The sequence below is a fragment of the Undibacterium sp. CY21W genome, from assembly GCF_014284265.1.
GTDB classification, from domain to species: Bacteria; Pseudomonadota; Gammaproteobacteria; order Burkholderiales; family Burkholderiaceae_D; genus Undibacterium; species Undibacterium aquatile.
Genome location: NZ_JACOGE010000003.1, coordinates 301,067 through 327,029, shown reverse-complemented (window position 1 = coordinate 327,029; position 25,963 = coordinate 301,067). Strand labels below are relative to the sequence as shown.

The following is a 25,963-nucleotide window of genomic DNA, read 5'->3' as shown; positions in this document are numbered from 1 at the left end:
CCTCAAGTATGAAGTTGACTTCGCTGCGACAGGCGCACTTTTCACGTCTATAATTATTGATTACCTGCTGATAGCACTTATTTATCGCACTTTCTCACGCAGCGATGCGTTCTTTTTCATTCAATTCAATATCGCTGCTCTACTACGAAACAATATGGAATCCATTTCAATTAAAACCGCGGAAGATATCGCCGGTATGCGTATCGCCGGAAAACTGGCATCAGAAGTCCTTGATTACATTACCCCATTCGTTCAGGTCGGCGTAACAACCGGTGAACTGGATCGTCTTTGTCACGAATATATGGTGAATGTACAAGGCACGATTCCGGCCCCGCTGAACTATTGCCCCCCTGGTTACACGCCCTACCCGAAAGCAATCTGTACTTCTGTCAATGACGTGATCTGTCACGGTATTCCTGGCGATAAAGTCTTAAAAAGCGGCGATTCCGTCAACCTTGATATTACCGTCATTAAAGATGGCTACCATGGTGATACCAGTCGTATGTTTTTGCTGGGGGAGCCATCTATTTTAAGCAAGCGCCTGAACCAGATCACTTATGAATGCATGTGGCTGGGCATTTCAAAAATCAAACCTGGCGCTTATCTGGGTGATATCGGGCATGTGATTCAGCAGCATGCTGAAAAAGCCGGTTACAGCGTGGTCCGTGAGTTTTGTGGACATGGCATCGGTAAAGTTTTCCACGAAGCGCCTCAGGTCATGCATTACGGCAAACCCGGCACCATGGAAAAACTGGAAGCGGGTATGATTTTTACCGTAGAACCGATGATTAATGCCGGTCGACGTGAGATTCGCGCCATGGGTGATGGCTGGACTATCCGCACCAAAGATCGCAGCTTGTCTGCGCAATGGGAACATACTGTGCTCGTCACCGAAACAGGTTATGAAATCTTGACGTTGTCGGCTGGCTACCCACCAATTCCTGACTACATTCAACTCGTTTAAACGTACAAGGCGACCCGGAATAATGCTTTCACCAGCACTTGCATTCAAAGAAGAAATCAAGTCAGCACAAGCGTCAGCAATAATGGCGTTTAATGACAATCACAAAGCTGAACAGTTACTGAAGGGTTTATGCCGCAGTGTGGATCATGTGCTGGAAAAGATCTGGAAACATTTCGACATACCCAAGGAATGTTCACTGGTCGCCGTCGGTGGCTATGGTCGCGGCGAGCTTTTTCCTTATTCTGACGTAGATGTTCTGATCTTACTGGACAAAGCACCGACACCGGAAACGCAAAGCAAACTTGAGTGTCTGGTGCAGTTGTTCTGGGATATCGGGCTTGATATCGGACACAGCATACGTACAGTAGAAGAATGCCTGCAAGAATCGGCAGCAGATATTACTGTGCAGACCAGCATGCTTGAGGCGCGTCTGGTCTGCGGCAGTCGCAGCCTGTTCCGTAAGCTGCAACAATGCTACGCGGAGGCAATGAACCCACAAAAATTTTTTCAGGAAAAACTGCTGGAACTCCGGCAGCGGCATGTCAAATACGAAGACACGCCATACAGTCTGGAGCCGAATTGCAAGGAAAGTCCTGGCGGTCTGCGCGACTTACAAGTCATTCTCTGGGTTGCCAGGGCAGCCAATCTCGGCAACTCCTGGCGCGAACTGGCGCAGCGCGGTTTGATTACCGACACCGAAGCGCATCAACTCAAACGTAATGAACGCGCATTTAAAGACATACGCGCACGCCTGCACATCGCTGCGGGACGCCGTGAAGATCGGCTAGTGTTTGATATACAGACACCGATTGCAGAATCATTCGGATTCAAAACGACGGAATCGCGACGTGCCAGCGAATATCTGATGCAGCGATATTACTGGGCCGCCAAAGCAGTCACCCAGCTAAATCTGATACTGCTGCAGAATATCGAAGCCGTTTTGTTTCCTCAGCCATCGGTGCCTCGTCCCATCAATGAGCGCTTCAATGAGGTCAATGGCTTCATCGATATTGCCTCTGACGACACGTTCCAAAGCAATCCGTCAGCGTTACTGGAAATTTTTCTCGTAATGGCGCGCCATAGTGAACTAAAAGGTATGACAGCGCGAACAACGCGCGCGTTATGGCATGCCCGCTTACTGATTGATGCCGAATTCAGGCACAACATCTTCAACCGCTCACTCTTTTTACAAATATTGCAGGCCCCACAGGGCATCACGCATGCTTTGCGGCGCATGAATCAGATGAGCATACTCGGCCGTTATCTGCCCAATTTTCGGCGGATTATCGGACAGATGCAACATGATCTGTTTCATGCCTACACCGTCGATCAGCATATCCTGATGGTCGTGCGCAATCTGCGCCGCTACACGATGCCCGAGCATGCCCATGAATATCCATTCTGCAGCCAGTTGATCGCCAATTTCGATCAGCCCTGGGTGCTATATATCGCAGCGCTGTTCCATGATATCGCCAAAGGTCGCGGCGGCGATCATTCCGTGCTTGGAATGGCTGACGCTAAGAAATTTTGTTACGACCACGGACTGAACCGCGCGAATACGGAACTGGTGATTTTCCTTGTGCAGAATCATCTGACCATGTCGCAAGTTGCGCAAAAGCAGGATTTATCCGATCCGGATGTCGTGCTGAATTTCGCCAAATTAGTAAAAGACGAACGCCATCTGACCGCGCTGTATTTGCTGACCGTATCTGATATCCGTGGCACCAGCCCGAAAGTATGGAACGGCTGGAAAGCAAAGCTGCTGGAAGACCTGTATCGCATGACCTTACGCGTTCTTGGCGGCGAAGCGCCATCAAAAGACAGCGTATTAAAAAATCGTCAGAACGATGCACTGAAAGCCTTACGCCTGGTCGGCATTCCGCCGGACGCACATGAAAAACTCTGGCAACAACTGGATGTCGGCTATTTCCTGCGCCATGACGCATCTGACATTGCATGGCAAACCAGAGTACTGTACGACAGAATTGATAGCAGCACGCCAGTAGTGAAATGCCGTTTATCAACGATAGGCGAAGGCCTTCAGGTCACCGTCTATGTCAAAGATCAGCTGGATTTGTTCGCGCGGATTTGCAATTATTTTGACAGCAAAAATTTCGATATTCTCGACGCCAAAATTCATACCTGTAAAAACGGTTACGCACTCGACACCTTTATGGTCAGCGAGCCTAGCTTTGCACACCAGTATCGCGACATCATTAATCTGATCGAACACGAACTGAGTGAATCGCTGGCGCAGCAAACGCCATTATCGCCGCCGAATCGCGGGCGACTTTCGCGCATGTCGCGCAACTTCCCTATCGTGCCGACGGTGGATTTACGGCCAGATGAAAAAGGCCAGTATTATTTATTGTCGATCTCTGCGAATGACAAAAACGGTTTACTGTATTCGATTGCCGAGGTGCTGACGAAATACAAAATCAATCTGCACACCGCGAAAATCATGACGCTGGGCGAACGGGTTGAAGACGTGTTTATCGTTGATGGCGCTGCGCTGCAAGGCGCTCGTACCCAGATTCAGTTTGAAACTGATCTGTTGGACGCATTACGGGTGTAAACTCGCATCCTTTTTTCATCCGGACTTGCTTAGTCCGGATTCACCGCTTGATATTTCACCATGACAGAATTAGTAAGACTCTCAAAACGCATGTCCGAACTCGGATTGTGCTCCCGCCGCGAAGCGGATGAATGGATCGCCCGCGGCTGGGTGCGCGTCGATGGCCAGGTCATCTCCGAACTCGGCAGTAAAGTATTACCACATCAAAAAGTAACGGTTGAACGACAAGCAGCGGCAGAGCAATCCAAGCGCGTGACCGTTCTGATCAATAAGCCAGTTGGCTACGTCAGTGGTCAGGCAGAAGATGGCTACACACCAGCGATTGCGCTGATCAAACCGGAAAACCGCTGGTCAGAATGCAAGGTCGATACGGCATTTCATCCTACCCAGTTGCGCAGTCTGGTACCTGCCGGGCGTCTTGATATTGATTCTGTTGGCTTATTAGTGCTGACACAGGATGGCAGAATTGCCAAACAATTGATTGGTGAAAATACAGTCGTCGAAAAAGAATATCTGGTGCGGGTTGCTTATTCCAAACCGGGCAGATTGCCCGATGCAGATCTGCGCCGACTGAATCACGGCCTGATGCTCGATGGTAAAAAATTGCTGCCTGCCAAAGTCAGTTGGCAAAATGAAGATCAGTTGCACTTCATTTTGCGTGAAGGGAAAAAACGTCAGATTCGCCGTATGTGCGACATGGTGGGCTTGCGCGTCCTGGGTTTAAAACGAGTGCGTATCGGCAAAGTCAGACTGGGTAATTTACCCGAAGGGCAATGGCGTTATCTGCGTGAAGACGAACAATTTTGATCGTTAAAAAACACGATCTGATATCACTGAATCAGATACTCCCCCCTATTTTTGTCTTTTTACACCTCATGTCCTTGAATAATAAGGGCTGCAAATAATACTCCGGGGGAGTATATTTAGCCCCTCCAAAGCCAAATCCAGGATTAGTCGTCGTCTGCGGGGTCCAGTTCCGGAAATAATACTTCGGTAAAACCGAATTGCGTCATATCGCGGATGCGCATCGGATACAAAATGCCGTTCAGATGATCGCATTCATGCTGCACGACGCGCGCATGAAAACCATCGACGTCACGACAGATAGGCTTGCCGAACTGATCGACACCTTCATATCGCAAAGACGACCAACGCGGCACCAGCCCGCGCATTCCGGGTACCGACAAGCAACCTTCCCAGGCCTCGTCGGTTTCATCACTGAGTGGCGTCAGCACGGGATTGAGCAAGACTGTTTCCGGCACAACGGGTGCATCGGGATAGCGCGGATTCGATTTAAAGCCAAAAATAAGCAATTGCAGATTTACGCCGATTTGTGGTGCAGCCAAACCCGCACCATTGGCCGCAGCCATGGTCTCAAACATTTCACTGATCAACTGATGTAGTTCCGGCGTATCGAATTCAGTGACTGGCTCTGCGACGCGCAACAAACGCGGATCGCCCATTTTCAAAATCGGATGGATCATATTTTTTCCTCACTTCAGATTGATAGCTATCGCGACAGCCAAGATACATCAATTTAAAAAAGACGCAAAAAAAAGACCAGATCGCAATGATCTGGTCACGCTGCAATTATGTGGCTGATTACTTGATCGATTTTAAGAATTCAGTAAATTCTGCGCTGGTTTCTTTGTGTTTCAAACCAAGTGCAACGCTGGCTTTGAGGTAACCCAGTTTAGAACCGCAGTCATACCGGGTCGCTGCCGGGCGAAATGCATAGACAGGGTAATCTTTCAGCATCGCCGCGATACCATCGGTCAGTTGAATCTCACCGCCAGATCCTTTACCCAGATTTTCGAGGTAAGAGAAAATACGTCCGGACAGAATATAGCGTCCAACCACTGCCAGGGTGGAAGGTGCGACATCCGGCATCGGTTTCTCAATAATTCCCTGCATGCGCTCGAGTCTGTCTTTGTATGGCGTACCGCTGACGATACCGTACTGACGGGTGAATTCGCGTGGTACATCCTGTACTGCAATAATACTGCCACCTTCGGCCTCATATTGCTTCGTCATCTGCGCCATGACTGATGGCTGACCAACATCGGCGTCCATCAGATCATCGGCCAGCAGAACAGCAAAAGGATCATCACCTATCACCGGGCGGGCACACAGCACCGCGTGACCAAGTCCAAGCGCGGCAGGTTGCCGGATATAAATACAATTGACGCTTTTCGGAATCACATTGCGCACGAGATCAAGCAACGCTTCCTTGCCTGCGGCCTCAAGCTCGCTCTCGAGTTCGTAGGCTTTATCAAAATGATCTTCAATCGCGCGCTTGTTCCGGCCGGTGATGAACACCATTTCTGTAATTCCCGCCTCCACCGCTTCTTCGACCGCATACTGGATCAGCGGCTTATCGACGATAGGCAGCATTTCCTTTGGTTGCGCTTTAGTCGCCGGTAAAAAACGGCTGCCCAAACCGGCAACAGGAAAAACGGCTTTTTTAATTTTTCTCATTTCAGCTCCTGGAACATAATTGAAGTAAATCTGCTTCTGTCAAAACAGCGACACCTAATTCTCTTGCCTTCACTAACTTACTGCCTGCCTCTTCACCAGCTACAACATAGCTGGTCTTTTTCGACACTGATCCCGCCACCTTGCCACCTGCCACTTCAATCATGGCGCTCGCCTGATCGCGCGTTAATGTCGGTAAGGTTCCAGTGAGGACAAATGTTTTTCCGGCAAATACGCCCTCATCTTCTGCAGCCTGCGGCAACTGCTGCAGCAATTCCTGCGCTATTTTTTCCAGTTCCAGCAAACGCTGCCGGTTTCCGGGAAGTGCCAGCCATTGCATCAGCGCCGCATGCACATCCGACGGCAAACCAAGATCAGTAAAACCGTCATCCCCCAATGCTGCCAGATTCTCCATCGACATGCCGCGATCTTGCAATTGTTTGCATCGGGTTGCCGTCAGTTTCGGGATATCCAACGCTGCCAGCAACATTGCAAATTCGAGGCGCTCACGCAATTTCGCACTGGGCGCATGTTCGTCTTTTGGTACAACATCCGCCTGCAAAAGAGCGTCCAGCGCCTGCTGATTTTTAGGTTCCGCAAAAAAATCAGCGATCGCATCAGCAACCGTCGCGCCGATATCTGGTAAGACACGCAATAAGGCCGATGGCGCATGACGTATCAAAGCAAGTTGCCCCAACCAGTCGGCCAGCGTTTTCGCCGTCGATTCGCCGACATGCCGGATGCCAAGTGCAAACAACAAGCGATCTAAAGAAGGTTGCTTGCTGGCCGCAATCGCGGCAAGTAAGTTTTCCGCCCATTTTGTGGCGATTTTCCCTTGCTGAACAGTTTCAGGCGTGATGCCGTCGCGTTCATCTGCCCGTTGTTTCATTTCCAGCAGATTATCCAACGTCAGCTTGTACAAATCGGCAATGCCATGCACATAGCCGAGTTCAACCAGATTCTCGATATAACGCTCACCCAGACCTTCAACATCCATCATCCTGCGACCAGCGAAGTGACGAATAGCCTCTTTACGTTGCGCCGAACAAAACAAACCACCAGAGCAACGTGCGATTGCTTCCCCCTCTTCCCTGACCACATGGGAACCGCATACGGGACAAGATTTTGTCATTTCAAATGCGGCAGGCGCAGGCTCAGGGCGACGCTCCAACACGACAGCAACCACTTCCGGAATCACGTCGCCGGCACGTCGTACGATCACAGTGTCACCGCACCGCACATCCTTGCGCCTGACCTCATCTTCATTGTGTAAGGTGGCGTTGGTGATTGTGACACCGCCGACGAATACCGGTGCCAGCCTTGCGACTGGCGTCAATGCGCCAGTACGTCCGACCTGAATATCTATTCCCTGCACCACGGTCATCGCTTCTTCGGCTGGAAACTTATGCGCCAGCGCAAAGCGCGGCGCGCGTGACACAAAACCCAATTCCGTCTGCTGGGCAAAATCGTTGACTTTATAAACGACGCCGTCAATTTCATAGGCGAGCGCAGGACGCTTCTGTTGTATCGCACGATAAAAATCGAGTAAGCCAGAAGCGCCACTGACCAGCGCATTTTCATCACAGACAGGAATACCAAGATCGCGGTACCACGCCAGCAGCGCGCGATGCGAAGCAGGTAACTCAGCACCGTCAAGCGCACCAATGCCGTAAGCAAAAAAACGTAAATTACGCTGCGCAGTGATTTTGGAATCAAGTTGCCGCAAACTGCCAGCGGCCGCATTGCGTGGATTGGCAAATTCCTTAGCCCCAGCATCACGCTGGCGCTGATTCAATTTTTCAAAATCGCGTTTAAACATCAGAACTTCACCACGTACATCCAGCAATGCTGGCGGGTGCGGCGTATTCAGCCGTAGCGGTATGCTGCGTATGGTGCGGATATTTTCCGTCACATCTTCGCCGGTAAAACCATCGCCACGCGTTGCAGCCTGCGTGAACACGCCATCAACGTAGCGCAGATTAATAGCGAGACCATCAAACTTCAGATCGATCGCATACTCAATCTCGTTACTGGCGTTTAATCCTTCGCGAACGCGCTTATCAAACCCAAGCACGTCTTCATCTTCAAAGCCATTGTTCAGCGACAGCATAGGGACTGCGTGCTGCACCTGGCCGAATTCAGGTAAGGCCTGCCCACCGACACGCAAGGTCGGTGAGTCGACTGTTCTTAAGTCAGGGAAATCCGTTTCGATTTTTTGCAGTTCAGCGAATAATTTATCGTATTCGCTGTCAGGAATAGTCGGCTGATCCTGCACATAATAGGCATGACTGTGGCGCTCAATTTCACGACGCAAGTAAGCAGATCGCTCAACTACCGTCGCGAAGGATGGTTCAATTGGCGCTCCAAATAAATCATTTTGCATGAAACAGAACTGCCAGCTTAACTGAATAAACGTTGCGCGCGTACTGAACCGGCAGGAATCTGCGCCTCTGCCATCGCCGCATAAAATTCATTGACTTGTCCTGCGATTTCATCCAGGGCTGCTTTTGAAATCGGCTGATTGCCATCATCCACGACCGTGCCGCCAAGGCGGGTCGCCAATGAACGAGCGCACGCTGCCATCGCACCAAAACCATCGCGAGACGGCGCAACGCAAGGCACATCCAGCAACAAGGTCAGGCGCGATGTTAAGGCTTCGCTGACGCCGACATTGGTGGATAAGGTAAACAAACTGCCGCCATCACCGTCCGGCATCATCAGGCGCCCGTCCGGACGCTGATCAAATCCCATTTTTTCCAAAGCGGCGATCAACGTATTGAGCGCCCAAGCAGCGCCGGTGGCAGCCACATTAACACTCAATTGCGCATCGTGTTCAGCTACGAACTGATGTAATTCTCGCGCGTGAGAAATCACGGAGTTCATGTCTGGAATATCAGGGTGGGCATTCAGGTTATCGGCAATCGCACGTAATTTCATGACGAACTCTGAATACTCCAGTTCGTTTAACGCGCCGCTACGACTGACCATCTGTATGCCTGCGAACAAGGTAGTGTACGCACCGCCGATGGCGATTACGTCGCGCTCGCCGCTATGGGTCTGACCAATGAAATGCACTGGCTTTTTACCGACATACTTAAGGTCTGCAATTTCTGCCAGAATTTTTTCGCCACGGACAGGCGTATCAAATTCAAGCGGAATCACGCAATCTATCAGTTCATCAACCGGCAATTCTTTTTCGGCAGAAACTGTTTTCGCATCCTCATTGACTTCTGCAGCCAGTTCCGACTCAACACTGTCTGTCAATACCGGTTCTGCCGGGCGAGTAACAGGGATGTTTTCATCAGCAAAAACAGGTTCATGTCTTTGCGTGACGTCTGCGGGCAGATCAGGATTGAGCAGTACGTCATCCTGCCCGTCATCGAACGCATTTTCGACGGTTTTCTTGGCTTTGTATTCCTGCCATTTATTAAAGGCGACCACACCAACGACCAAAGTACCGCTGATAGCTAATAAACTTAATTGTAGATCTGTCATGCTGCTTGAGCCTCAGTAGCAAAATTGACGGCGGATTCCATATCCACCGCCACAATTCGGGAAACCCCCTGTTCCTGCATAGTGACACCAATCAGTTGCTGTGCCATTTCCATTGCAATCTTATTGTGGGAGATAAATAAAAACTGGGTATTGGACGACATGCGTTTCACCATATTACAGAAACGCTCAGTGTTTGAATCATCTAAAGGCGCATCCACCTCATCCAGCAGACAGAATGGTGCAGGATTGAGCTGAAACATAGAAAATACCAGCGCCGTCGCGGTCAAGGCTTTTTCGCCGCCGGACAGCAGATGTATCGTCGCATTCTTTTTGCCCGGAGGCTGTGCCATCACCTGCACGCCAGAATCCAGAATTTCGTCGCCGGTCATGATCAGTTTCGCCTGACCACCACCGAATAAAATCGGGAACAGCTCAGCAAAGTGATGATTGACCTTATCAAAGGTATCTTGCAGCAATTCACGCGTTTCAATATCAATCTTTTGGATTGCATCTTGCAAAGTGGTGATTGCCTCGGTCAGATCGGCGTGCTGTGCATCGAGGAAAGTTTTACGCTCTTTCGCCTGCACCAGTTCATCGAGTGCCGCCATATTCACTGCGCCCAACGCGGCAATCGCATTATTCAGACGCGTCACCTCACCTTGCAAATAAGAAGGTTTCAGATCTGCATGCAGTTTCTCTGACAATGCGGCTTCATCGACTTCAAAATTGCGCAATTGTTCGTCGTATTGTTCTTGCGCGAGGCGCGCTGCCTGCTCTTTCAATTGCAATTCGACGATGCGGTCGCGTTGTGGCTGCAAGCCGCGTTCTGTCTGCGCTTTATTGTCTTCATACTGGCGTAATTGCTGCGTCAGCTGATCCAGCTCATGCCGAGCATCCGCCAGAGCACGTTCCTGATCGCTGCGACGATCCAGCAAATCCTGCAAACCCGCCTGCGCGGTCTGGTCGTCCATCGATTCCAGCTCCAGCTGACCTTGCTGCATGCTGGCAAATAATTGCGCAGATTGCTCCAGCGCTGTCGCAATATTGCGACGCATTTCTTCCATTTTACTGCGGTGCGATTTTTCAGCGAAAGCAGCTTCCTGCGCCGCCAGTTCAAGATCACGCAAACGCTGGCGCGCCTGATTCAACTGCTGTTCTTTTTCCAGATACGCCGTCTGCCCTTCTTCATGCGACTCCTGCAACTCGGCCAGTTCCATATCGAGCATTTCAAATTTTTGCTCGGATTCGGCTCTGGCCTGTTGTTGTTCGCTTTCCTGCGCGGCGATTTCGGCCAGATCAGTGCTGATCTGTGTGCTGCGCTGATTAAAACGCTCCTGCACTTCAGCCAGTTTCATGTATTCAATTTGCAGACTGTGCGTTGTTTGCGTCAGTGTGCCAACGCGCTGACGTAATTCCTGCAACTGCTGCGTCGCCTGGCTATACACAGATTCAGCACGAACCGAGCGCGCTTTCGCTTCATCTGCGAGCAATTGTCTGGCACGGCATTGCTTACTGATATTGTCGATTTCCTGCTGACGCCCGAGCACGCCATCCTGCTCGGAATCCGAGGCATAAAAACGCACACTGGAGCGGGAAATCACATGGCCTTGCTTAGTAATAAAGGACGCGCCCGGCGGCAACTTCACGCGATCAATAAAGGCAGACGCGACATCTTCAGCGATGTAAACCTGATGTAACCAGTCCTGCATCAGACTGCGGATACCGGCATCGTTCAACTGCAACAGGCTGATGAAAGGTTTTAAACCAGACACCGCCGACGGCTGATCTGCCAAGATCTGCGGACTGTACACTGCCAGCTTTGCTGGCGGCGCATCATTAAAAAATGCTTTTGCCCAATCAAGATTGGACATCTCCAGCGAGGCGGTACGCTCACGCAAGACAGATTCCAGCGCCGTTTCCCAGCCAGCTTCAATATGCAGCTTTTGCCATAGCTTAGGCAAGCGTCCAAGTTCGTGTTTTTCCAGCCAGGGCTGAACTTTCCCTTGTGTTTGCACTTTTTCCTGCAACTGCTTTAATGCCAGCAGGCGTGCTTCAAGTTGCGCTAATTCAGCGGCATCCTGATTCACCTGCTGCTGCGCCTGTTTGCGTTCGTCTTCGAGCACAGGCAAACGTTCCTGTGCTTCTTCGAGTTGCATACTCAACTCTTCCAGCATTTGTTTTTTTTCTTCAAGCTGGAAAGACAAATTATCCAGATGACTGGAGTCTGGCATCGCCAGCCCCTGTTTTTCCTGCATCAGGCGCTCTTTACGCGACGCCAGCGTGTTCAGAATATTCGAAGCATTACGCTGATGCGCGGATTCGAGTTCAATCTGCTGCTGCATCTGCATAATCCGGGCACGGGATTCGGTCGTTTTCAGTTGCGACTCACGCCACACCTGCTCCATCGCAGGCAAAGTATCCTGTTGAGATTGCGCCGTTTCCGATGCCAGCTCTGCGCGCATCGCCAGTTCTTCCACTTGAATTTCGGCTTCTGAAAGCTCGTCTTGCAGTTGATGACTCTGACGTTGCCACTGATCACGCTGGGCAGTCAGTGAATGCAGCTGCGATTGCAGACGACTACGCGATTCGATCACAAACTTGATTTGCGCCTCAAGGCTGCCGATTTCAGCATTCGTCTGATACAGATGCCCCTGTGCCTGATGCATGTGATCGCCGACCGCGTAATGTGCCTGACGCATTTGCTCGAGTTCGAGCTCTACGTGACGCAACTTAGCTGTTTGTTCTTCCAGATCGAGCTGAGTTTTTTCTATTTCAGCAAAATATTTCTTTTGTTCATTGGCGGCTTCATTCTTACGCAGCAGCCATAATAATTTTTGCTTTTCTTCCTGATCGGATTGCAGCTCGTGAAACTTATTCGCAATCACTGCCTGCGCTTCCAGTTTTTCCAGATTGTTGTTCAACTCACGCAAAATGTCTTCGACGCGCACCAGATTTTCATGCGTGTCGTGAATGCGGTTCTCGGTTTCGCGGCGACGCTCTTTGTAGCGGGAAACACCGGCGGCTTCTTCGAGGAAAATACGTAATTCTTCAGGGCGCGCTTCGATGATCCGCGAAATCATGCCCTGACCGATGATCGCGTAGGCGCGCGGCCCGAGGCCGGTACCGAGGAAAATATCCTGAATATCGCGGCGGCGAACCGGCTGACCATTGATGTAATAAGTGGAAGTGCCGTCCCGGGTCAGTGTGCGCTTAACGGCGATTTCACCATACTGACTCCATTGCCCCGCCGCTTTGCCCAGACTGTTATCAAACACCAATTCGACTGAGGCACGACCAGCAGGCTTTCTGTGGGTGGATCCGTTAAAAATGACGTCCTGCATGGATTCGCCACGCAACTCTGATGCTTTTGATTCGCCCAGCACCCAGCGCACCGCGTCGATGATGTTCGATTTGCCGCAGCCGTTTGGCCCGACAACACCGACCAACTGACCTGGCACCTGAAAATGAGTGGGTTCAACGAAAGATTTGAATCCCGACAATTTAATAGAAGTTAATCGCACTTAATGAAATATTATTATCGTTTGCAGACAAACCCGTCACTGCTCTCAGATGCCTTGCAAGGCACCACCACCAAGCCTTGCCAGTACCTGACTATCAGCCCAGCATCATACCATTTGATCTGCCGAATTTTCATGCCTGAAGTTTAAGAAATCGCTAACTTTAACTTTATTTTGTGAGAATTCTTACAAATTAGCGTGATGAAATATCCTCAAAGCCTGCCTCTGAAGAATCTGGCAAAGGCTATAATACGAAATTCTGTCAATTCAGTATCAGGCAAACGTATGCCGGTCATGATATTGCGCAATAAATCCGGTGAAAGCAAATATTGCCTCAAAATATTGCTTCACTAAGACAGCGACCTGAGACTTTCCCGTATTGATAACGAATCTAAAAATGCACTTTCATCCTCACCTCGCCAAGTTACAACCGTATCCTTTTGAGAAACTCAAACGTCTGTTTGCTGATGTCACACCCAATCCCACTTACACGCCCATCAGCCTTGGTATAGGTGAACCGAAACACCCTACGCCTGAATTCATTAAACAGGCACTGATCGCCAATATGGCCGGGCTGGCAAGTTATCCGGCAACGACTGGTTCTGATGCGTTGCGTAAGTCGATTTCAGAATGGGCGGCGCGCCGCTACGCGATTCCGGCGCTCAATCCGGCAACACAGATTTTGCCGGTGAACGGCTCACGTGAAGCCTTGTTTTCGCTGACGCAAACGGCCATCAATACTGAAGAATGTCAGGACGGGCTGCCGCTGGTATTGTGTCCGAATCCTTTTTATCAGATTTATGAAGGTGCAGCCTATTTGTCCGGCGCGGAGCCGTATTTTGCGAATGCGGATCCGCAACGCAATTTTGCCCCAGATTACAAAAGCATTCCGGAAGACATCTGGAAACGTGTGCAGTTATTGTTTATCTGTTCCCCGGGCAATCCTACGGGTGCCGTGCTGAATCTGGACGACTGGAAAGAATTATTTGAGCTATCAGATCGCTATGGTTTTGTGATTGCGGCTGACGAGTGTTATTCCGAGATTTATTTTAAGGAAGAAGCACCTTTAGGTAGCTTGCAGGCGGCGCAGCTATTGGGACGCCCTGATTACCAACGACTGATCACTCTGTCGAGTTTATCGAAACGCTCTAACGTGCCAGGTATGCGCTCCGGTTTTGTTGCTGGCGATGCGGAAATTATTAAAAAATTCCTGCTGTATCGCACCTATCACGGCAGTGCAATGAGCCCGATGATACAGGCCGCATCGGTGGAAGCATGGAATGATGAAACCCATGTGGAAGAAAACCGCGCCAAGTACGTCAAAAAGTTTGCCCAGATCACACCGCTGTTGCAAGAAGTGCTGGATGTGCAGTTGCCCGATGCCGCCTTTTATTTGTGGGCCAAAGTTGATCACCTGAAAGGTATCAGCGACACCGAATTCGCACGACGCTTATACCAACAATATAATGTGACGGTCTTACCCGGCAGTTATCTCGCCCGCGAAGCGCATGGCATCAATCCAGGAGAAAACCGCATACGCATGGCGCTGGTCGCCGAAGTCGGCGAATGCCTGGAAGCAGCGCAGCGCATCGTCGCGTTTTGCAAAGAACTGAGTAACGAATAATACTAAATACAGCAGACACACACTCAGGCACATTTAAAAATACTTTTACATTAATTCATTTCTTTAAAAGAAGATCACCATGACACAACAATTACAGCAAATCATCGATCAGGCATGGGAAAACCGCGCTGACTTTTCACCGAAATCTGCGCCTGCAGAAATCCGCGAAGCTGTTGCGCACGTACTGAGCGAACTGGATGCCGGCAGCCTGCGCGTTGCGCAAAAAATCGATGGTCAATGGCATGTCAATCAATGGGTAAAAAAAGCGGTATTACTGTCGTTCCGACTGGAAGACAATATCTGCATGCCGTCCGGCGATCACATGCAGTTCTTCGATAAAGTACCGACCAAGTTTGCGAATTACACAGCCGAAGATTTCGCTAAAGGCGGCTTCCGCGTCGTACCGCCAGCAGTTGCACGTCGTGGCAGTTTCATTGCTAAAAACGTGGTACTGATGCCTTCGTATGTGAATATCGGTGCGTATGTGGATGAAGGTGCGATGGTGGATACCTGGGCGACCGTTGGTTCCTGCGCGCAGATCGGTAAAAACGTACACTTATCCGGCGGTGTCGGTATTGGTGGCGTACTGGAGCCTATGCAGGCAAATCCTACTATCATCGAAGATAACTGCTTCATCGGTGCCCGCTCTGAAATCGTCGAAGGCGTGATCGTCGAAGAAAATTCCGTGATCTCTATGGGTGTGTATATCGGCCAGTCAACCAAGATTTACGATCGCGCCACTGGCGAAGTCAGCTATGGCCGCATTCCTTCCGGTTCTGTTGTTGTTTCCGGCAGCCTGCCGTCGGCGGATGGCAAATACAGTCTGTATTGCGCGGTGATCGTTAAACGCGTTGATGCACAAACACGCTCCAAAACCAGCATCAATGAATTATTGCGCGGCGCTTAATTCGTTGATGGACTGACTAATAAACAGGTTTGAGTCTTACCATTTATTGAAAGAAGAAATTAGCCGGGTCACGATGGTGGTCCGGCTAATTTACTCTCAGAAAAGGAATCATCATGGCGGCAATGGAACGTTTATTTCAGCTGATGAAAGAAAAACATGCGTCAGACATGTTTTTTGCCATCAATTCACCTGTGCATTTGAAGATTAACGGCAACCTGCTGCCTATCAATCAACAAAAAATGGATCAGGCAAATATTCTGTCTTTGTTGGCAGAGGTGGTTTCAGCCGAACACCTCGCGGCACTCGAGCGAGATAATGAGCTCAACATCGGTATCGGTGCACCAGGTATCGGTCGTTTCCGTCTTTCCGCGTTTCGCCAACGTGGTTCTTTTTCAGCTGTATTCCGTTTTGTGCCGGGAAATATTCCGGCGCTGAACACATTGAATTTGCCGCCTGTATTACCCGAACTGATCATGGAAAAACGCGGCCTGATCCTGGTTGTCGGTGCGACTGGCTCAGGTAAATCGACCACCATTGCCTCAATGCTGGATTACCGCAATGAAGTCAAAACAGGCCACATCCTGACCATCGAAGATCCGATTGAATACCTGTTTCACAGTAAAAAATCGATCGTCAATCAGCGCGAAGTCGGCACCGATTCCGACAGCCTTGAAACGGCATTAAGAAATTCCTTACGTCAGGCACCGGATTGTATTTTGATTGGTGAGATTCGCGATCTGAATACCATGATGTCGGCGATTGCCTATGCGCAGTCCGGCCATCTGGTATTGGCGACCTTGCATGCAAACAATAGTTATCAGGCGCTGAACCGTATCATCAGTTTCTTCCCTATGGAAAACCGCTCAGCCTTATTGCTTGATCTGGCATCCTCTATCCGGGCGATTATTTCTCAACGCCTGATTCGTTCGACCGATGGCGGTCGCTGTCCCGCAATCGAAATCATGCTTAATACCCGTTATGTTTCCGAGCTGATCGAAAAAGGCGATATTTTCCAGATTAAAGAAGCGATAGAAAAGAGCTTGTCGCCAGGTTCGCAAACGTTTGAGCTGGCATTAATGAAACTGATTAAACAAGGTCTGATCAGCAAAGAAGAAGGATTGGCAAATGCAGACTCCGCCAATAACTTGTTGTGGCTGTTGAATAATGAAGCCTCAGGCACGCCTCAGCCGCAACCCGAGCCAGAGCCAGAAGAAAGAGAAGAAGCATCTTTCACTGAATTTACCCTGAACGCATAACGCTAAAAAGTAATATGACACAAAGCCGCACTCACTCCGTCACTGTCTTTGGCATTCCGAATTGCGACACCGTGAAAAAATCCCGCGTCTGGCTACAGGAACAGGCAATTGATTTTGTTTTCCATGACTTTAAAAAACAAGGTCTGGATCAACGCACGATCGAACAGTGGTTGCAGCATCTGAGTCTGGACGTGCTGATCAACCGCAAAGGTACAACCTGGCGTGCGCTGAGTGATGAACAAAAAGCCGCTGCCAGCCATCAGGAAGCAGCCATTGCTTTGATGCTGAACCAGCCGTCGCTGATCAAACGCCCGGTACTGCAAATCAGTCAGGGGCAGCAGATACAACATGTATCGGTTGGTTTTTCCACCGCACAGTTTGAAGATATTTTTAAAAAATAATGATGAGTAAAACCCTCGCCCTTACCGAACAACTGATCGCACTGGATTCCGTCACGCCCGAAGATAAAGGTTGCCAGCGCACGCTGATTTCCCTGTTAGAACCGCTGGGTTTTCATTGCGAAACCATACAATCCGGCGACGTCACCAACCTCTGGGCACGTCGCGGCAATACTCAGCCTTTGGTCGTCTTCGCTGGCCATACCGACGTTGTGCCGACCGGCCCGGTGGCGCAATGGCAATCGGCACCATTCACGCCGACCCATCGGGATGGGAAATTGTATGGACGTGGCGCAGCCGATATGAAAACCTCGATTGCCGCCTTTGTGGTGGCGACCGAAGAATTCATCGCCGCCCATCCTGATCATCAGGGTTCGATAGGTTTTCTGATCACCAGCGATGAAGAAGGCCCGGCCACCGACGGCACTGTCGTCGTTTGCGAGCAGCTTAAAGCCCGTGGCGAGCAGCTGGATTACTGCATCGTCGGCGAACCAACCTCTGTCGATGTGCTGGGCGACACCATCAAAAATGGCCGACGCGGCACCATGTCGGGAAAACTGACAATCAAAGGCGTGCAGGGTCACATCGCCTATCCACAATTAGCCAAAAACCCTCTCCATCTGTTTGCACCGGCAATGGCAGAACTGGTGGCAGAAGTCTGGGATGAAGGCAATGAATATTACCTGCCGACATCGTGGCAAATGTCGAATATGCATTCTGGTACCGGCGCATCGAATGTGATCCCGGGTGATGCTGTCATCGATTTCAATTTCCGCTTTTGCACCGCCAGCACCGCAGAAAGCCTGCAGCAACGGGTGCATGCGATTCTCGATAAACACGGCCTCAGTTATGATCTGAAATGGACGATAGGCGGCCATCCTTTCCTGACGCCGAAAGGCAATCTGAGTGATGCGCTGGCGGATGCGATTCGCGCCGAAACCGGCGTAGAAACCGAATTATCGACGACCGGCGGCACCTCCGACGGCCGTTTCATTGCCAAAATTTGCCCGCAAGTGGTAGAGTTCGGGCCGCCGAATGCCAGCATTCATAAAATCGATGAACACGTAGAATTACGCTACATCGACCCATTAAAAAATATTTACCGCCGTACTTTAGAAAATCTGCTGAAATAAATTTCAGTAATTTCAGCAGAAAAATCACCGTGCATCCGCCTGAATCCGTCACTGCAACGACACCATTCAGGCGATGCCATGGCAAGAAAGAATCCTATGACCACACCCGCCTCTACTTTTAAAACCCTGCGCGATTTGTTGCGTTATGCAGTCAGCCGCTTCACCAAAGAACAGCTGTTTTTTGGTCATGGCAGCAGTAATGCGCTGGACGAAGCCGCCTATCTGTTGCTGCATACGCTGCATCTGCCACTGGATAAAATTGAGCCGTTTTTAGACGCCAATTTATTGACCTCAGAAATCGACGCCGCCCTGCGCGTGATAGAACGCCGCGCCACTGATCGCGTGCCAGCCTCGTATCTGACCAATGAAGCTTGGCTGGGCACCTATAATTTCTACGTTGATGAGCGCGTGATCGTGCCGCGTTCCTTCATTGCTGAATTAATTCCTGATCACTTTTCACCATGGGTCAGCGATCCCGACAATATCAGCAACATACTCGAACTCTGTACGGGTTCCGGTTGCCTGTCGATCATGCTGGCGGACATGTTCCAGAACGCGCATGTCGATGCGATTGATATTTCAGCCGATGCGCTGGCAGTTGCCGAACGCAATGTCGCCAAATACGAATTACAGGATCGCGTCACGCTGATCGCATCCGATCTGTACACCAATGTGCCGGATAAAAAATACGATCTGATCATTACGAATCCACCGTATGTGAATTCCGGCTCCATGGATAAACTGCCGCAGGAATACCGGCATGAGCCACAAATTGCGCTGGCAGGTGGCGACGACGGCATGGATCTGGTGCGTAAAATTGTTGCCGGTGCGGCGCAGCGCTTGACGAAAAATGGGTTGCTGATGGTAGAAATCGGCAATGAACGCGCGTTTGCCGAAGCCGCTTTCGCCGATCTGAATCTGACCTGGTTATCCACCAGTGCCGGTGACGATATGGTATTTCTGGTCGAAGCGCACGATCTGGCAAAGTTCACAGCCTGATGCAGATGCTCGCTGCCAGGTCAGTATTCCGACAGCAATCGCAAAAATCACAGTAAATCGCAACCACGCAATACGAGTAGTAGTGGTAATAACCATGGTTAAGAAAACTGGGCAAAGCATCATTTGCCCAGTTTTCACCCAAAATATACTCCCCGGAGTATATTTAAAAGCCCTTTATTTACGCTGACAATTACAGCAAAAAGCAACATACTCCCCTTATTTTAAGTTTATATGATACGTTTGCAGCAAGTCGTTCTCGCCCGTGGCACCAAGCCTTTATTCGATAGCGTCGATGTCACGCTCAATCCCGGCGACAAAATCGGCCTGATCGGTTCCAATGGCGCGGGCAAATCCAGTTTGTTTGCGATGTTGCGCGGCGAGCTGCATCCGGATCAGGGCAGCATAGAATTTCCGGCCAAATGGCAACTCGCCCACGTCGCGCAGGAAACCCCGCCACTCGAACGCAGCGCGATTGATTACGCGATTGATGGCGATGTCACTTTACGCAAACTCGAAGCCGAATTAGCCGAACTCGAAGCCCAGCCAGAAAGCCACGATAATGGCATCGCCATTGGTAATATGTACGGCTCACTGGCGGATGCCGACGCCTACACCGTGCGTTCACGCGCCGAACAATTACTGATCGGCCTAGGCTTCAAACTTGAACAACTCGAAGAATCCGTCGCCAGTTTTTCCGGTGGTTGGCGTATGCGCCTCAATCTGGCGCAGGCGCTGATGTGTAAATCTGATTTGCTGCTGCTCGATGAACCGACCAACCATCTGGATCTGGATGCCATCATCTGGCTTGAAGACTGGCTGAAACGCTATGCTGGTACGCTGATCATCATTTCGCATGACCGCGATTTTCTGGATGGTGTGGCGAATGTCATCGTGCATATCGATGAACGCAAACTCAAACGCTATTCCGGTAACTACTCGGCGTTCGAACGTCAACGCGCAGCGCAGCTGATTCTGGCAGCGGGCATGATAGAGAAACAAAACCGCAAGCGCGCCCATTTGGAATCCTTCATCAGCCGCTTTGCCGCCAAAGCCTCCAAGGCAAAACAGGCGCAAAGCCGGATCAAAGCCTTGGCCAAGATGGAAGAATTGGCACCGCTGCGGGCTGCAGCTGAATTTTCATTTGAATTCCGCGAACCACTCAGCGCGCCGAATCCTATGCTGGTGATGGAAGATGTCGATTGCGGCTACCGCATCGAATCGGCAACCGATCACAGCTTCACAGAAAAATGCATCGTCAGCGATGTGAAGTTTTCTCTGCAAATCGGTCAGCGTATCGGTTTGCTCGGGGTGAATGGTGCCGGTAAATCAACGCTGATCAAAACCATCGTCGGCGATATTCCGCCACTGCATGGCACCATGCAAACCGGCAAAGGTCTGTCGATCGGCTATTTTGCCCAGCACCAGGTCGAAATGCTGCGCCACGACGAATCCCCTTTATGGCATCTGGCCCATATTGCGCCGGATGTACGTGAGCAGGAATTGCGTAATTTCCTCGGTGGTTTCAACTTCCCTGGCACGATGGTCACCAGCCCGATCAAACCATTTTCCGGCGGCGAAAAAGCCCGGCTGGCGCTGGCGATGATCGTCTGGCAACGCCCTAACCTGCTGCTGCTCGATGAACCGACCAACCATCTGGATCTGGAAACACGCGAAGCCCTGACCGATGCGCTGGCGCAGTTTGAAGGCACGCTGGTCGTGGTGTCGCATGACCGGCATTTGCTGCGCGCAACGACTGACGAATTCATCATCGTCGCCGATGGTAAATTGCAGCCCTTCGATGGCGATCTGGACGATTACAAAGACTGGCTGTTTAAAAACAAACTGGAAAAAGCCGCCACGCCTGCAGCATTACCGCAGAAAGAAAAGAAAGAAGCCAGCCTGCCACTCGCCAAATCAATTCCGGTTGCCAAGGTTGATGATAAGGAACAGCGCAAACGTGATGCCGAGGAACGTCAGCGTCTGGCAAATGTGCGCAAGCCTATCGAGACACGCATCAAACGTCTGGAAGACGAGATGGCCAAGCTGAATAGCAAAAAGAAAGACATCGATGTGCAGCTCGAAGACAGCGATATCTACAGCGACGCCAACAAGGAAAAGCTGAAAACTTTGCTGCTGGATCAGGCTTATCTGGTGAAAGAATTATCCCAGATCGAAGCCGACTGGCTGGAGCAGCAAGAGTTTCTGGAAGCCGCTATTTAAGGCTGACGTGATGGCTTAGCATATCAAAAGGGACGCACATCGCGTCCCTTTTTTACATCTGCATCCAATCACGCATAGTCACTAAAACCCTCTCAGACCCACTCACGCGGATCAACGCAGTAATAGCTTTTCAATTGGGCAAATAAGGCCGGATGATGTAAGGCCAGTGCCGTACTCTTCTTGAAAAATGCTTCGGTGGTGACGGCAAAAAATTCTGCCGGATTCGTCGCACCGTAAGGATCTATCACATCAGGATAAGGCTGCTGATGGTGTAGATGACTATGCGGATGATGCGACTGTATCGCTTGCTGTAACTGGGCAAACTCTGCCGCCATCACTTGCGACCACGCCTGATAGGCCGCCGCATTCGGCAGCGCAGGTGCGCCATTTGTACTGCCGGTTTCGCTATCGAGCTGATGCGCGAATTCGTGCAACACCACATCTTGTCCACGCGCTTCCGTCTCAGCATTATGCGCCGCCTGATCCCAGGCCAGAATCACGCGGCCATCGCTCCAGGATTCGCCACTGAGGCCTTGATTCGTATGCGTGACCACCCCGCCGCTATGCATCTCTTTGCGCGGCGCGACAAATGCCGACGGATACACCAGCACATGCGTCAGTTGCGGATACACGTCCGAGGTACGATTCAGCAACAGCAGACAGGCTTTGCCAGCAATCGTGACCCTGATCTCATCGGTGATGACCAGACCATCACAACCGACAAAGGTTTTCTGATATAAAAACTGACGAATCCGGCGCTTTAACTGCATCTGCAAATCCGTTGGCATGTGTTTGTACGCAGGCAAATTTTTGCGCAGAATTTTTGAATAATTCAAAGGAAACGCCCGTGACAACACATAGCGCAGCCGGGCGCGCGGCGCAACGAATACGCCCAGGATCAATGCCACCGTAATGAATAACAACCACCCCATATTTGCGCTCCATTTCATTCAACGTCATCTCTGACCGCGAATACGTGTCAGCCCAGCCCTGCGGAATATGCTTGCATGCTGATTGCATACCTCATACAAAATGGGCATGAGTGGAACGAAGTCAAGTGCTGTATTTGCTTAGTCTGAGAACAGAGGTATTGGCAGCAGAAAAAACATGGCATCGGTATCGACGTAACGTGGGTGGATAGATCAACACGTGACGGCAACGCGACGACAGGCTCAGCAAATATTTATCTGGACATACAAGTCGCATTGTAAAATTCACATTGCCACGCTATTTCCACTGTCATTTTCCCACTTCTGGACACTTATTTTTATGATGAAATTTCTCTTATCCGCTTTGTTATCCTTTGCCACCGTACACAATGTCAACGCGCAGGATTATCTCGATGCAATGGCAAAGCGCTCTTGCGAATGCGTAGAAAAACTTCCGGAAAATATCAATAAGCAGTCGATAACGATGCAGGTAGGATTTTGCATATTGCAATCAGCCACTCCGGACGACAAACTGAAAATACTGAAAGATCATCAGGTCGATATGAATAATCCCATGAAAGATGGGCAAAAAACGGGCGAGCTTGTCGGTGCACGAATGGCATCCGTATGCCCCGCTACCTTAATAAAGTTAAGCACAGAGGCGGTGGAGGCACGCGGCTCTGTCAGCGGAAAAATCAATAAGGTCGATGCGGATAACTTTGTCGTATTTTCTTTGCAGGAAGCATCTGGAAAAGTCAGTAAATATATCTGGCTGACGCAGGTGAACAGTAATCTGGATCTGGCAGCTTCATACAAAACCCTGATTGGCAAAACTGTGAAAATCTCGTTTGAAACCAAAGACGTTTTTGATCCTAAAATTGGCGAATACCGGCCGTTTAAAATTATCACAAATCTGCAGGGAAATTAAATTCACCCAATGTCTGTTAACTGTTTTCATGCCGTACACAGTTTGCACCCCCGGGTTTGATGTTCTATTACAGGAACTGTGATACATAAAAAAAGCTGCGATGAAAATCGCAGCTTTTTTATTTTATCCGCATGCTTTTCACAGCAACGCGGATGCTCCGTCAAAATGGATTATTTGACTTCGGTGACAAATTTCGCAGTCGGACGACGGACTTTTTTCAGATTGACTAACCAGTCTTTGTCTTCTTCGCGATAGCCCAATGGCAGGATCACGACGCTGCGTAAGCCTTTGGCGCGCAGACCGAGGATTTCGTCCAGCGCGGCTGGATCAAAACCTTCCATCGGTGTGCTGTCAACTTGTTCTTCGGCTGCCGCAACCAGCGCAGTACCAAGGCCAATGTAAGCCTGACGCGCAGCGTGCTGGTAGTTCGTTTCTGCATCACGCGCAGGGTAAGTCGACAACAACATGTTGCGATAGTTTTCCCATCCTTCGTTTTTGAATCCGCGCTCATCGTTGGTCAGATCAAACATCATGTTGATGCGTTCGGCTGTGTAGTTATCCCATGCGGCAAACACCAGCAGATGCGAGCCTTCAGTGATCTGCGCCTGATTCCAGCCGATGGCTTTGATTTTTTCGCGGATTTCTGCATTCGTCACCACCAGCACTTCGTATGGCTGCAAACCACTGGAAGTTGCGGTCAAGCGAATCGCTTCAAGAATACGGTCCACTTTTTCTTGTGGCACCGCCTTGGCTGGGTTCATTTTTTTGGTCGCATAGCGCCATTTCAATTTTTGAATTAAATCGGACATTACTGGCTTTCGATAAGAGATTGATCTTGGTCAGATCTGATTTTCCATCGCACGTAGTAACCTGTTGCAACGGAATATTCGTTCTGATTAGGACTACTATATCAGGTTGCGCCATTTGTTTCACAAGAGGGCTTTTTTCGTCCTATTGCAAAAATCTGAACGAGAGCATCGTCAGCGATAGCGCCGATATTTTCTATAGAAAATACATTTTTTGGGGAGTATATGGCTTTTTACCCCATAACCTCCTTGATAAATAAGGCGCTATAAAAATACTCCCCGGGAGTATTTTTATAGCGTTTTAAGGCACTTCTGACTCTGTGTCATTGCTCAGCACAAATAAGTTTCGGCGGCATACCGACTACAAAAAAAGCTGCTGCCAGCAGTTTCATTGATCTTTCGGCATAATGGCTCTGATGATTTTCAGTTCGGGCTACCGTTGTCTTGGCCTTGAATTCCTTTTTACACATCCATTTGTTTTCTTTTTTGCCTGGGATCTAAAAAATGAGCACCCTCTTTTCACCTTTCAAACTCGGCAACCTGACTCTTAAAAACCGCATCATCATTGCCCCTATGTGCCAGTATTCCGCCGTGGATGGTGCAATCGGCGATTGGCATCTGATGCATCTCGGCAGCCTTGCCACTTCTGGTGCGGGCATGTTGATTATCGAAGCAACTGCAGTCGAACCTGCGGGTCGCATTTCGCCATACGATGTCGGTCTCTGGTCAGATGCAACCGAAGCCGCGCTGGGTAAGGTTTTACAGTCAGTACGTCAATATTCGGCTATGCCAATCGCAGTGCAACTGGCACATGCCGGCAGAAAAGCATCCAGCCAACGCCCTTGGGATGGCGGCCAGTTGATTGCCGAAGCGGATGGTGGCTGGCAAACCGTGTCAGCGTCTGCGATTCCACACAACGCCAAAGAAACCGCGCCGCTGGTGCTGGATGCGACCGGATTGGAACGTGTCAAACAGGCTTTTGTTGATGCGGCCAAACGTGCGCACCGGCTGGGCATTGATGCAATCGAGTTACATGCCGCACACGGTTATCTGATGCATCAGTTTTTATCGCCATTGTCGAATCAACGCACCGATCAATACGGCGGCAGCCTGGAAAACCGTCTGCGTTTTCCATTAGAGATATTTGATGCGATGAAAGCGGCGCTGCCAGATGGCTATACGCTGGGCATACGGATTTCGGCCAGCGATTGGGTTGAGGGCGGCTGGGATGTCGCGCAAAGCAGCGTCTTTACCAAAGAGTTAGAGCAACGTGGCTGCGCATTTATACACGTATCCAGTGGCGGCCTCTCACCTTTACAACAGATTCCACTGGAACCCGGTTATCAGGTGCATTTTGCGGAAGCGATCAAGAAAGTGACAACAATGCCAGTGATTGCAGTCGGGCTGATTACCGAAGCCGAACACGCAGAAAGCATTCTGAATCAAGGGCAAGCGGATATGATAGGTATTGCCCGTGGCATTCTGTATGATCCGCACTGGCCATGGCATGCAGCGGCAAAGCTGGGGGCAAGCGTCGATGTCCCACCGCAATACTGGCGCTCACAACCACGCGAATATAAAACCTTGTTTGGTGAAACCCGTATGGGCGGTCGCTGAACAACGTAAGTAATAAAAAAAGGACTGCCCTTCACATGGCAGTCCTTTTTTAGATTCAATTTAAAATAGCAGCGACTCTAGTTGATTGGTATCGCTGCCTTAGGTTGCATTACATTGCG

Annotated in this window: 19 protein-coding genes; 12 read left to right on the top strand and 7 right to left on the bottom strand. The window is 50.2% G+C overall.

All coding sequences use genetic code 11. From position 1 onward, the window contains the following. Positions 1-154 precede the first annotated feature (154 nt). Genes map through H8K29_RS09470 form a run of 3 tightly spaced genes read left to right on the top strand, consistent with a single transcriptional unit; the run spans position 155 to position 4,346 of the window. Positions 155-964, top strand: a complete 810-nt coding sequence (gene map, locus H8K29_RS09480; RefSeq protein WP_186885350.1) for a type I methionyl aminopeptidase — start codon at positions 155-157, stop codon at positions 962-964. Positions 965-986: 22 nt separating this feature from the next. Beyond that, positions 987-3,539 carry a [protein-PII] uridylyltransferase gene (locus H8K29_RS09475; protein ID WP_186897381.1) on the top strand — a complete coding sequence of 851 codons (2,553 nt, stop codon included), beginning with the start codon at positions 987-989 and terminating at the stop codon, positions 3,537-3,539. A 60-nt stretch (positions 3,540-3,599) separates the two neighbouring features. Next, the gene (locus H8K29_RS09470) at positions 3,600-4,346 is read left to right on the top strand and encodes a pseudouridine synthase (protein ID WP_186885352.1); all 747 of its coding nucleotides are present in this window, start codon (positions 3,600-3,602) and stop codon (positions 4,344-4,346) included. Positions 4,347-4,489: 143 nt separating this feature from the next. On the opposite strand, the gene def is transcribed toward H8K29_RS09470, so the two are convergent. The 5 genes from def to smc form a co-directional block, all read right to left on the bottom strand. Then, on the bottom strand, positions 4,490-5,023 hold the full coding sequence (gene def, locus H8K29_RS09465) for a peptide deformylase (protein ID WP_186897380.1): 534 nt from the start codon (positions 5,021-5,023) through the stop codon (positions 4,490-4,492). Positions 5,024-5,141: 118 nt separating this feature from the next. Then, positions 5,142-6,017 (bottom strand): UTP--glucose-1-phosphate uridylyltransferase GalU, encoded by an 876-nt coding sequence (gene galU, locus H8K29_RS09460; RefSeq protein ID WP_186897379.1) that lies wholly within the window; start codon positions 6,015-6,017, stop codon positions 5,142-5,144. Between the two features lies 1 nt (position 6,018). After that, positions 6,019-8,397, bottom strand: coding sequence for an NAD-dependent DNA ligase LigA (gene ligA / locus H8K29_RS09455; RefSeq protein WP_186897378.1), 2,379 nt, complete (start codon positions 8,395-8,397; stop codon positions 6,019-6,021). A gap of 17 nt (positions 8,398-8,414) precedes the next feature. Beyond that, complete coding sequence (locus H8K29_RS09450) at positions 8,415-9,509, bottom strand: cell division protein ZipA C-terminal FtsZ-binding domain-containing protein (protein ID WP_186897377.1); 1,095 nt, start codon at positions 9,507-9,509, stop codon at positions 8,415-8,417. Then, entirely contained in the window at positions 9,506-13,030 is a 3,525-nt protein-coding gene (gene smc, locus H8K29_RS09445) for a chromosome segregation protein SMC (RefSeq protein ID WP_186897376.1), read from the bottom strand. The genes H8K29_RS09450 and smc overlap by 4 nt, the downstream gene beginning before the upstream one ends. A 394-nt stretch (positions 13,031-13,424) precedes the next feature. Between smc and dapC the strand changes: the two genes are divergently transcribed. The 7 genes from dapC to H8K29_RS09410 all read left to right on the top strand — a co-directional run bounded on the left by dapC (position 13,425) and on the right by H8K29_RS09410 (position 21,564). Next, positions 13,425-14,651 carry a succinyldiaminopimelate transaminase gene (gene dapC, locus H8K29_RS09440; protein ID WP_186897375.1) on the top strand — a complete coding sequence of 409 codons (1,227 nt, stop codon included), beginning with the start codon at positions 13,425-13,427 and terminating at the stop codon, positions 14,649-14,651. Positions 14,652-14,730: 79 nt separating this feature from the next. Further along, on the top strand, positions 14,731-15,558 hold the full coding sequence (gene dapD / locus H8K29_RS09435; RefSeq protein ID WP_186885359.1) for a 2,3,4,5-tetrahydropyridine-2,6-dicarboxylate N-succinyltransferase: 828 nt from the start codon (positions 14,731-14,733) through the stop codon (positions 15,556-15,558). Between the two features lie 113 nt (positions 15,559-15,671). Continuing rightward, positions 15,672-16,814 (top strand): PilT/PilU family type 4a pilus ATPase, encoded by a 1,143-nt coding sequence (locus H8K29_RS09430; protein ID WP_234030574.1) that lies wholly within the window; start codon positions 15,672-15,674, stop codon positions 16,812-16,814. Positions 16,815-16,828: 14 nt separating this feature from the next. After that, positions 16,829-17,215 (top strand): ArsC family reductase, encoded by a 387-nt coding sequence (locus H8K29_RS09425; RefSeq protein WP_186885360.1) that lies wholly within the window; start codon positions 16,829-16,831, stop codon positions 17,213-17,215. 2 nt (positions 17,216-17,217) lie between these two features. Continuing rightward, a complete protein-coding gene (dapE, locus tag H8K29_RS09420) occupies positions 17,218-18,345 on the top strand; it encodes a succinyl-diaminopimelate desuccinylase (protein ID WP_186897374.1) in 1,128 nt (375 codons plus the stop codon). A 78-nt stretch (positions 18,346-18,423) separates the two neighbouring features. Then, positions 18,424-19,344, top strand: a complete 921-nt coding sequence (gene prmB, locus H8K29_RS09415; protein ID WP_255423321.1) for a 50S ribosomal protein L3 N(5)-glutamine methyltransferase — start codon at positions 18,424-18,426, stop codon at positions 19,342-19,344. A gap of 231 nt (positions 19,345-19,575) precedes the next feature. Continuing rightward, the gene (locus tag H8K29_RS09410) at positions 19,576-21,564 is read left to right on the top strand and encodes an ATP-binding cassette domain-containing protein (RefSeq protein ID WP_186897373.1); all 1,989 of its coding nucleotides are present in this window, start codon (positions 19,576-19,578) and stop codon (positions 21,562-21,564) included. A 92-nt stretch (positions 21,565-21,656) separates the two neighbouring features. On the opposite strand, the gene H8K29_RS09405 is transcribed toward H8K29_RS09410, so the two are convergent. Beyond that, entirely contained in the window at positions 21,657-22,514 is an 858-nt protein-coding gene (locus tag H8K29_RS09405) for a zinc-dependent peptidase (RefSeq protein ID WP_255423320.1), read from the bottom strand. A gap of 319 nt (positions 22,515-22,833) precedes the next feature. On the opposite strand from H8K29_RS09405, the gene H8K29_RS09400 reads away from it, so the two are divergent. Then, positions 22,834-23,421, top strand: coding sequence for a hypothetical protein (locus tag H8K29_RS09400; RefSeq protein ID WP_186897372.1), 588 nt, complete (start codon positions 22,834-22,836; stop codon positions 23,419-23,421). A gap of 170 nt (positions 23,422-23,591) precedes the next feature. On the opposite strand, the gene H8K29_RS09395 is transcribed toward H8K29_RS09400, so the two are convergent. Then, complete coding sequence (locus tag H8K29_RS09395; RefSeq protein WP_186897371.1) at positions 23,592-24,230, bottom strand: NAD(P)H-dependent oxidoreductase; 639 nt, start codon at positions 24,228-24,230, stop codon at positions 23,592-23,594. A 501-nt stretch (positions 24,231-24,731) separates the two neighbouring features. Between H8K29_RS09395 and H8K29_RS09390 the strand changes: the two genes are divergently transcribed. After that, positions 24,732-25,844 (top strand): NADH:flavin oxidoreductase/NADH oxidase, encoded by a 1,113-nt coding sequence (locus tag H8K29_RS09390; protein WP_186897370.1) that lies wholly within the window; start codon positions 24,732-24,734, stop codon positions 25,842-25,844. Positions 25,845-25,963: the final 119 nt, after the last annotated feature.

Excerpts from the sequence above, each read along its gene's own strand:
- map (WP_186885350.1), top strand. The coding sequence starts at position 155 with ATGGAATCCATTTCAATTAAAACCGCGGAAGATATCGCCGGTATGCGT.
- H8K29_RS09475 (WP_186897381.1), top strand. The coding sequence starts at position 987 with ATGCTTTCACCAGCACTTGCATTCAAAGAAGAAATCAAGTCAGCACAA.
- H8K29_RS09470 (WP_186885352.1), top strand. The coding sequence starts at position 3,600 with ATGACAGAATTAGTAAGACTCTCAAAACGCATGTCCGAACTCGGATTG.
- def (WP_186897380.1), bottom strand. The coding sequence starts at position 5,023 with ATGATCCATCCGATTTTGAAAATGGGCGATCCGCGTTTGTTGCGCGTC.
- galU (WP_186897379.1), bottom strand. The coding sequence starts at position 6,017 with ATGAGAAAAATTAAAAAAGCCGTTTTTCCTGTTGCCGGTTTGGGCAGC.
- ligA (WP_186897378.1), bottom strand. The coding sequence starts at position 8,397 with ATGCAAAATGATTTATTTGGAGCGCCAATTGAACCATCCTTCGCGACG.
- H8K29_RS09450 (WP_186897377.1), bottom strand. The coding sequence starts at position 9,509 with ATGACAGATCTACAATTAAGTTTATTAGCTATCAGCGGTACTTTGGTC.
- dapC (WP_186897375.1), top strand. The coding sequence starts at position 13,425 with ATGCACTTTCATCCTCACCTCGCCAAGTTACAACCGTATCCTTTTGAG.
- dapD (WP_186885359.1), top strand. The coding sequence starts at position 14,731 with ATGACACAACAATTACAGCAAATCATCGATCAGGCATGGGAAAACCGC.
- H8K29_RS09430 (WP_234030574.1), top strand. The coding sequence starts at position 15,672 with ATGGCGGCAATGGAACGTTTATTTCAGCTGATGAAAGAAAAACATGCG.
- H8K29_RS09425 (WP_186885360.1), top strand. The coding sequence starts at position 16,829 with ATGACACAAAGCCGCACTCACTCCGTCACTGTCTTTGGCATTCCGAAT.
- dapE (WP_186897374.1), top strand. The coding sequence starts at position 17,218 with ATGAGTAAAACCCTCGCCCTTACCGAACAACTGATCGCACTGGATTCC.
- prmB (WP_255423321.1), top strand. The coding sequence starts at position 18,424 with ATGGCAAGAAAGAATCCTATGACCACACCCGCCTCTACTTTTAAAACC.
- H8K29_RS09410 (WP_186897373.1), top strand. The coding sequence starts at position 19,576 with ATGATACGTTTGCAGCAAGTCGTTCTCGCCCGTGGCACCAAGCCTTTA.
- H8K29_RS09405 (WP_255423320.1), bottom strand. The coding sequence starts at position 22,514 with ATGAAATGGAGCGCAAATATGGGGTGGTTGTTATTCATTACGGTGGCA.
- H8K29_RS09400 (WP_186897372.1), top strand. The coding sequence starts at position 22,834 with ATGATGAAATTTCTCTTATCCGCTTTGTTATCCTTTGCCACCGTACAC.
- H8K29_RS09395 (WP_186897371.1), bottom strand. The coding sequence starts at position 24,230 with ATGTCCGATTTAATTCAAAAATTGAAATGGCGCTATGCGACCAAAAAA.
- H8K29_RS09390 (WP_186897370.1), top strand. The coding sequence starts at position 24,732 with ATGAGCACCCTCTTTTCACCTTTCAAACTCGGCAACCTGACTCTTAAA.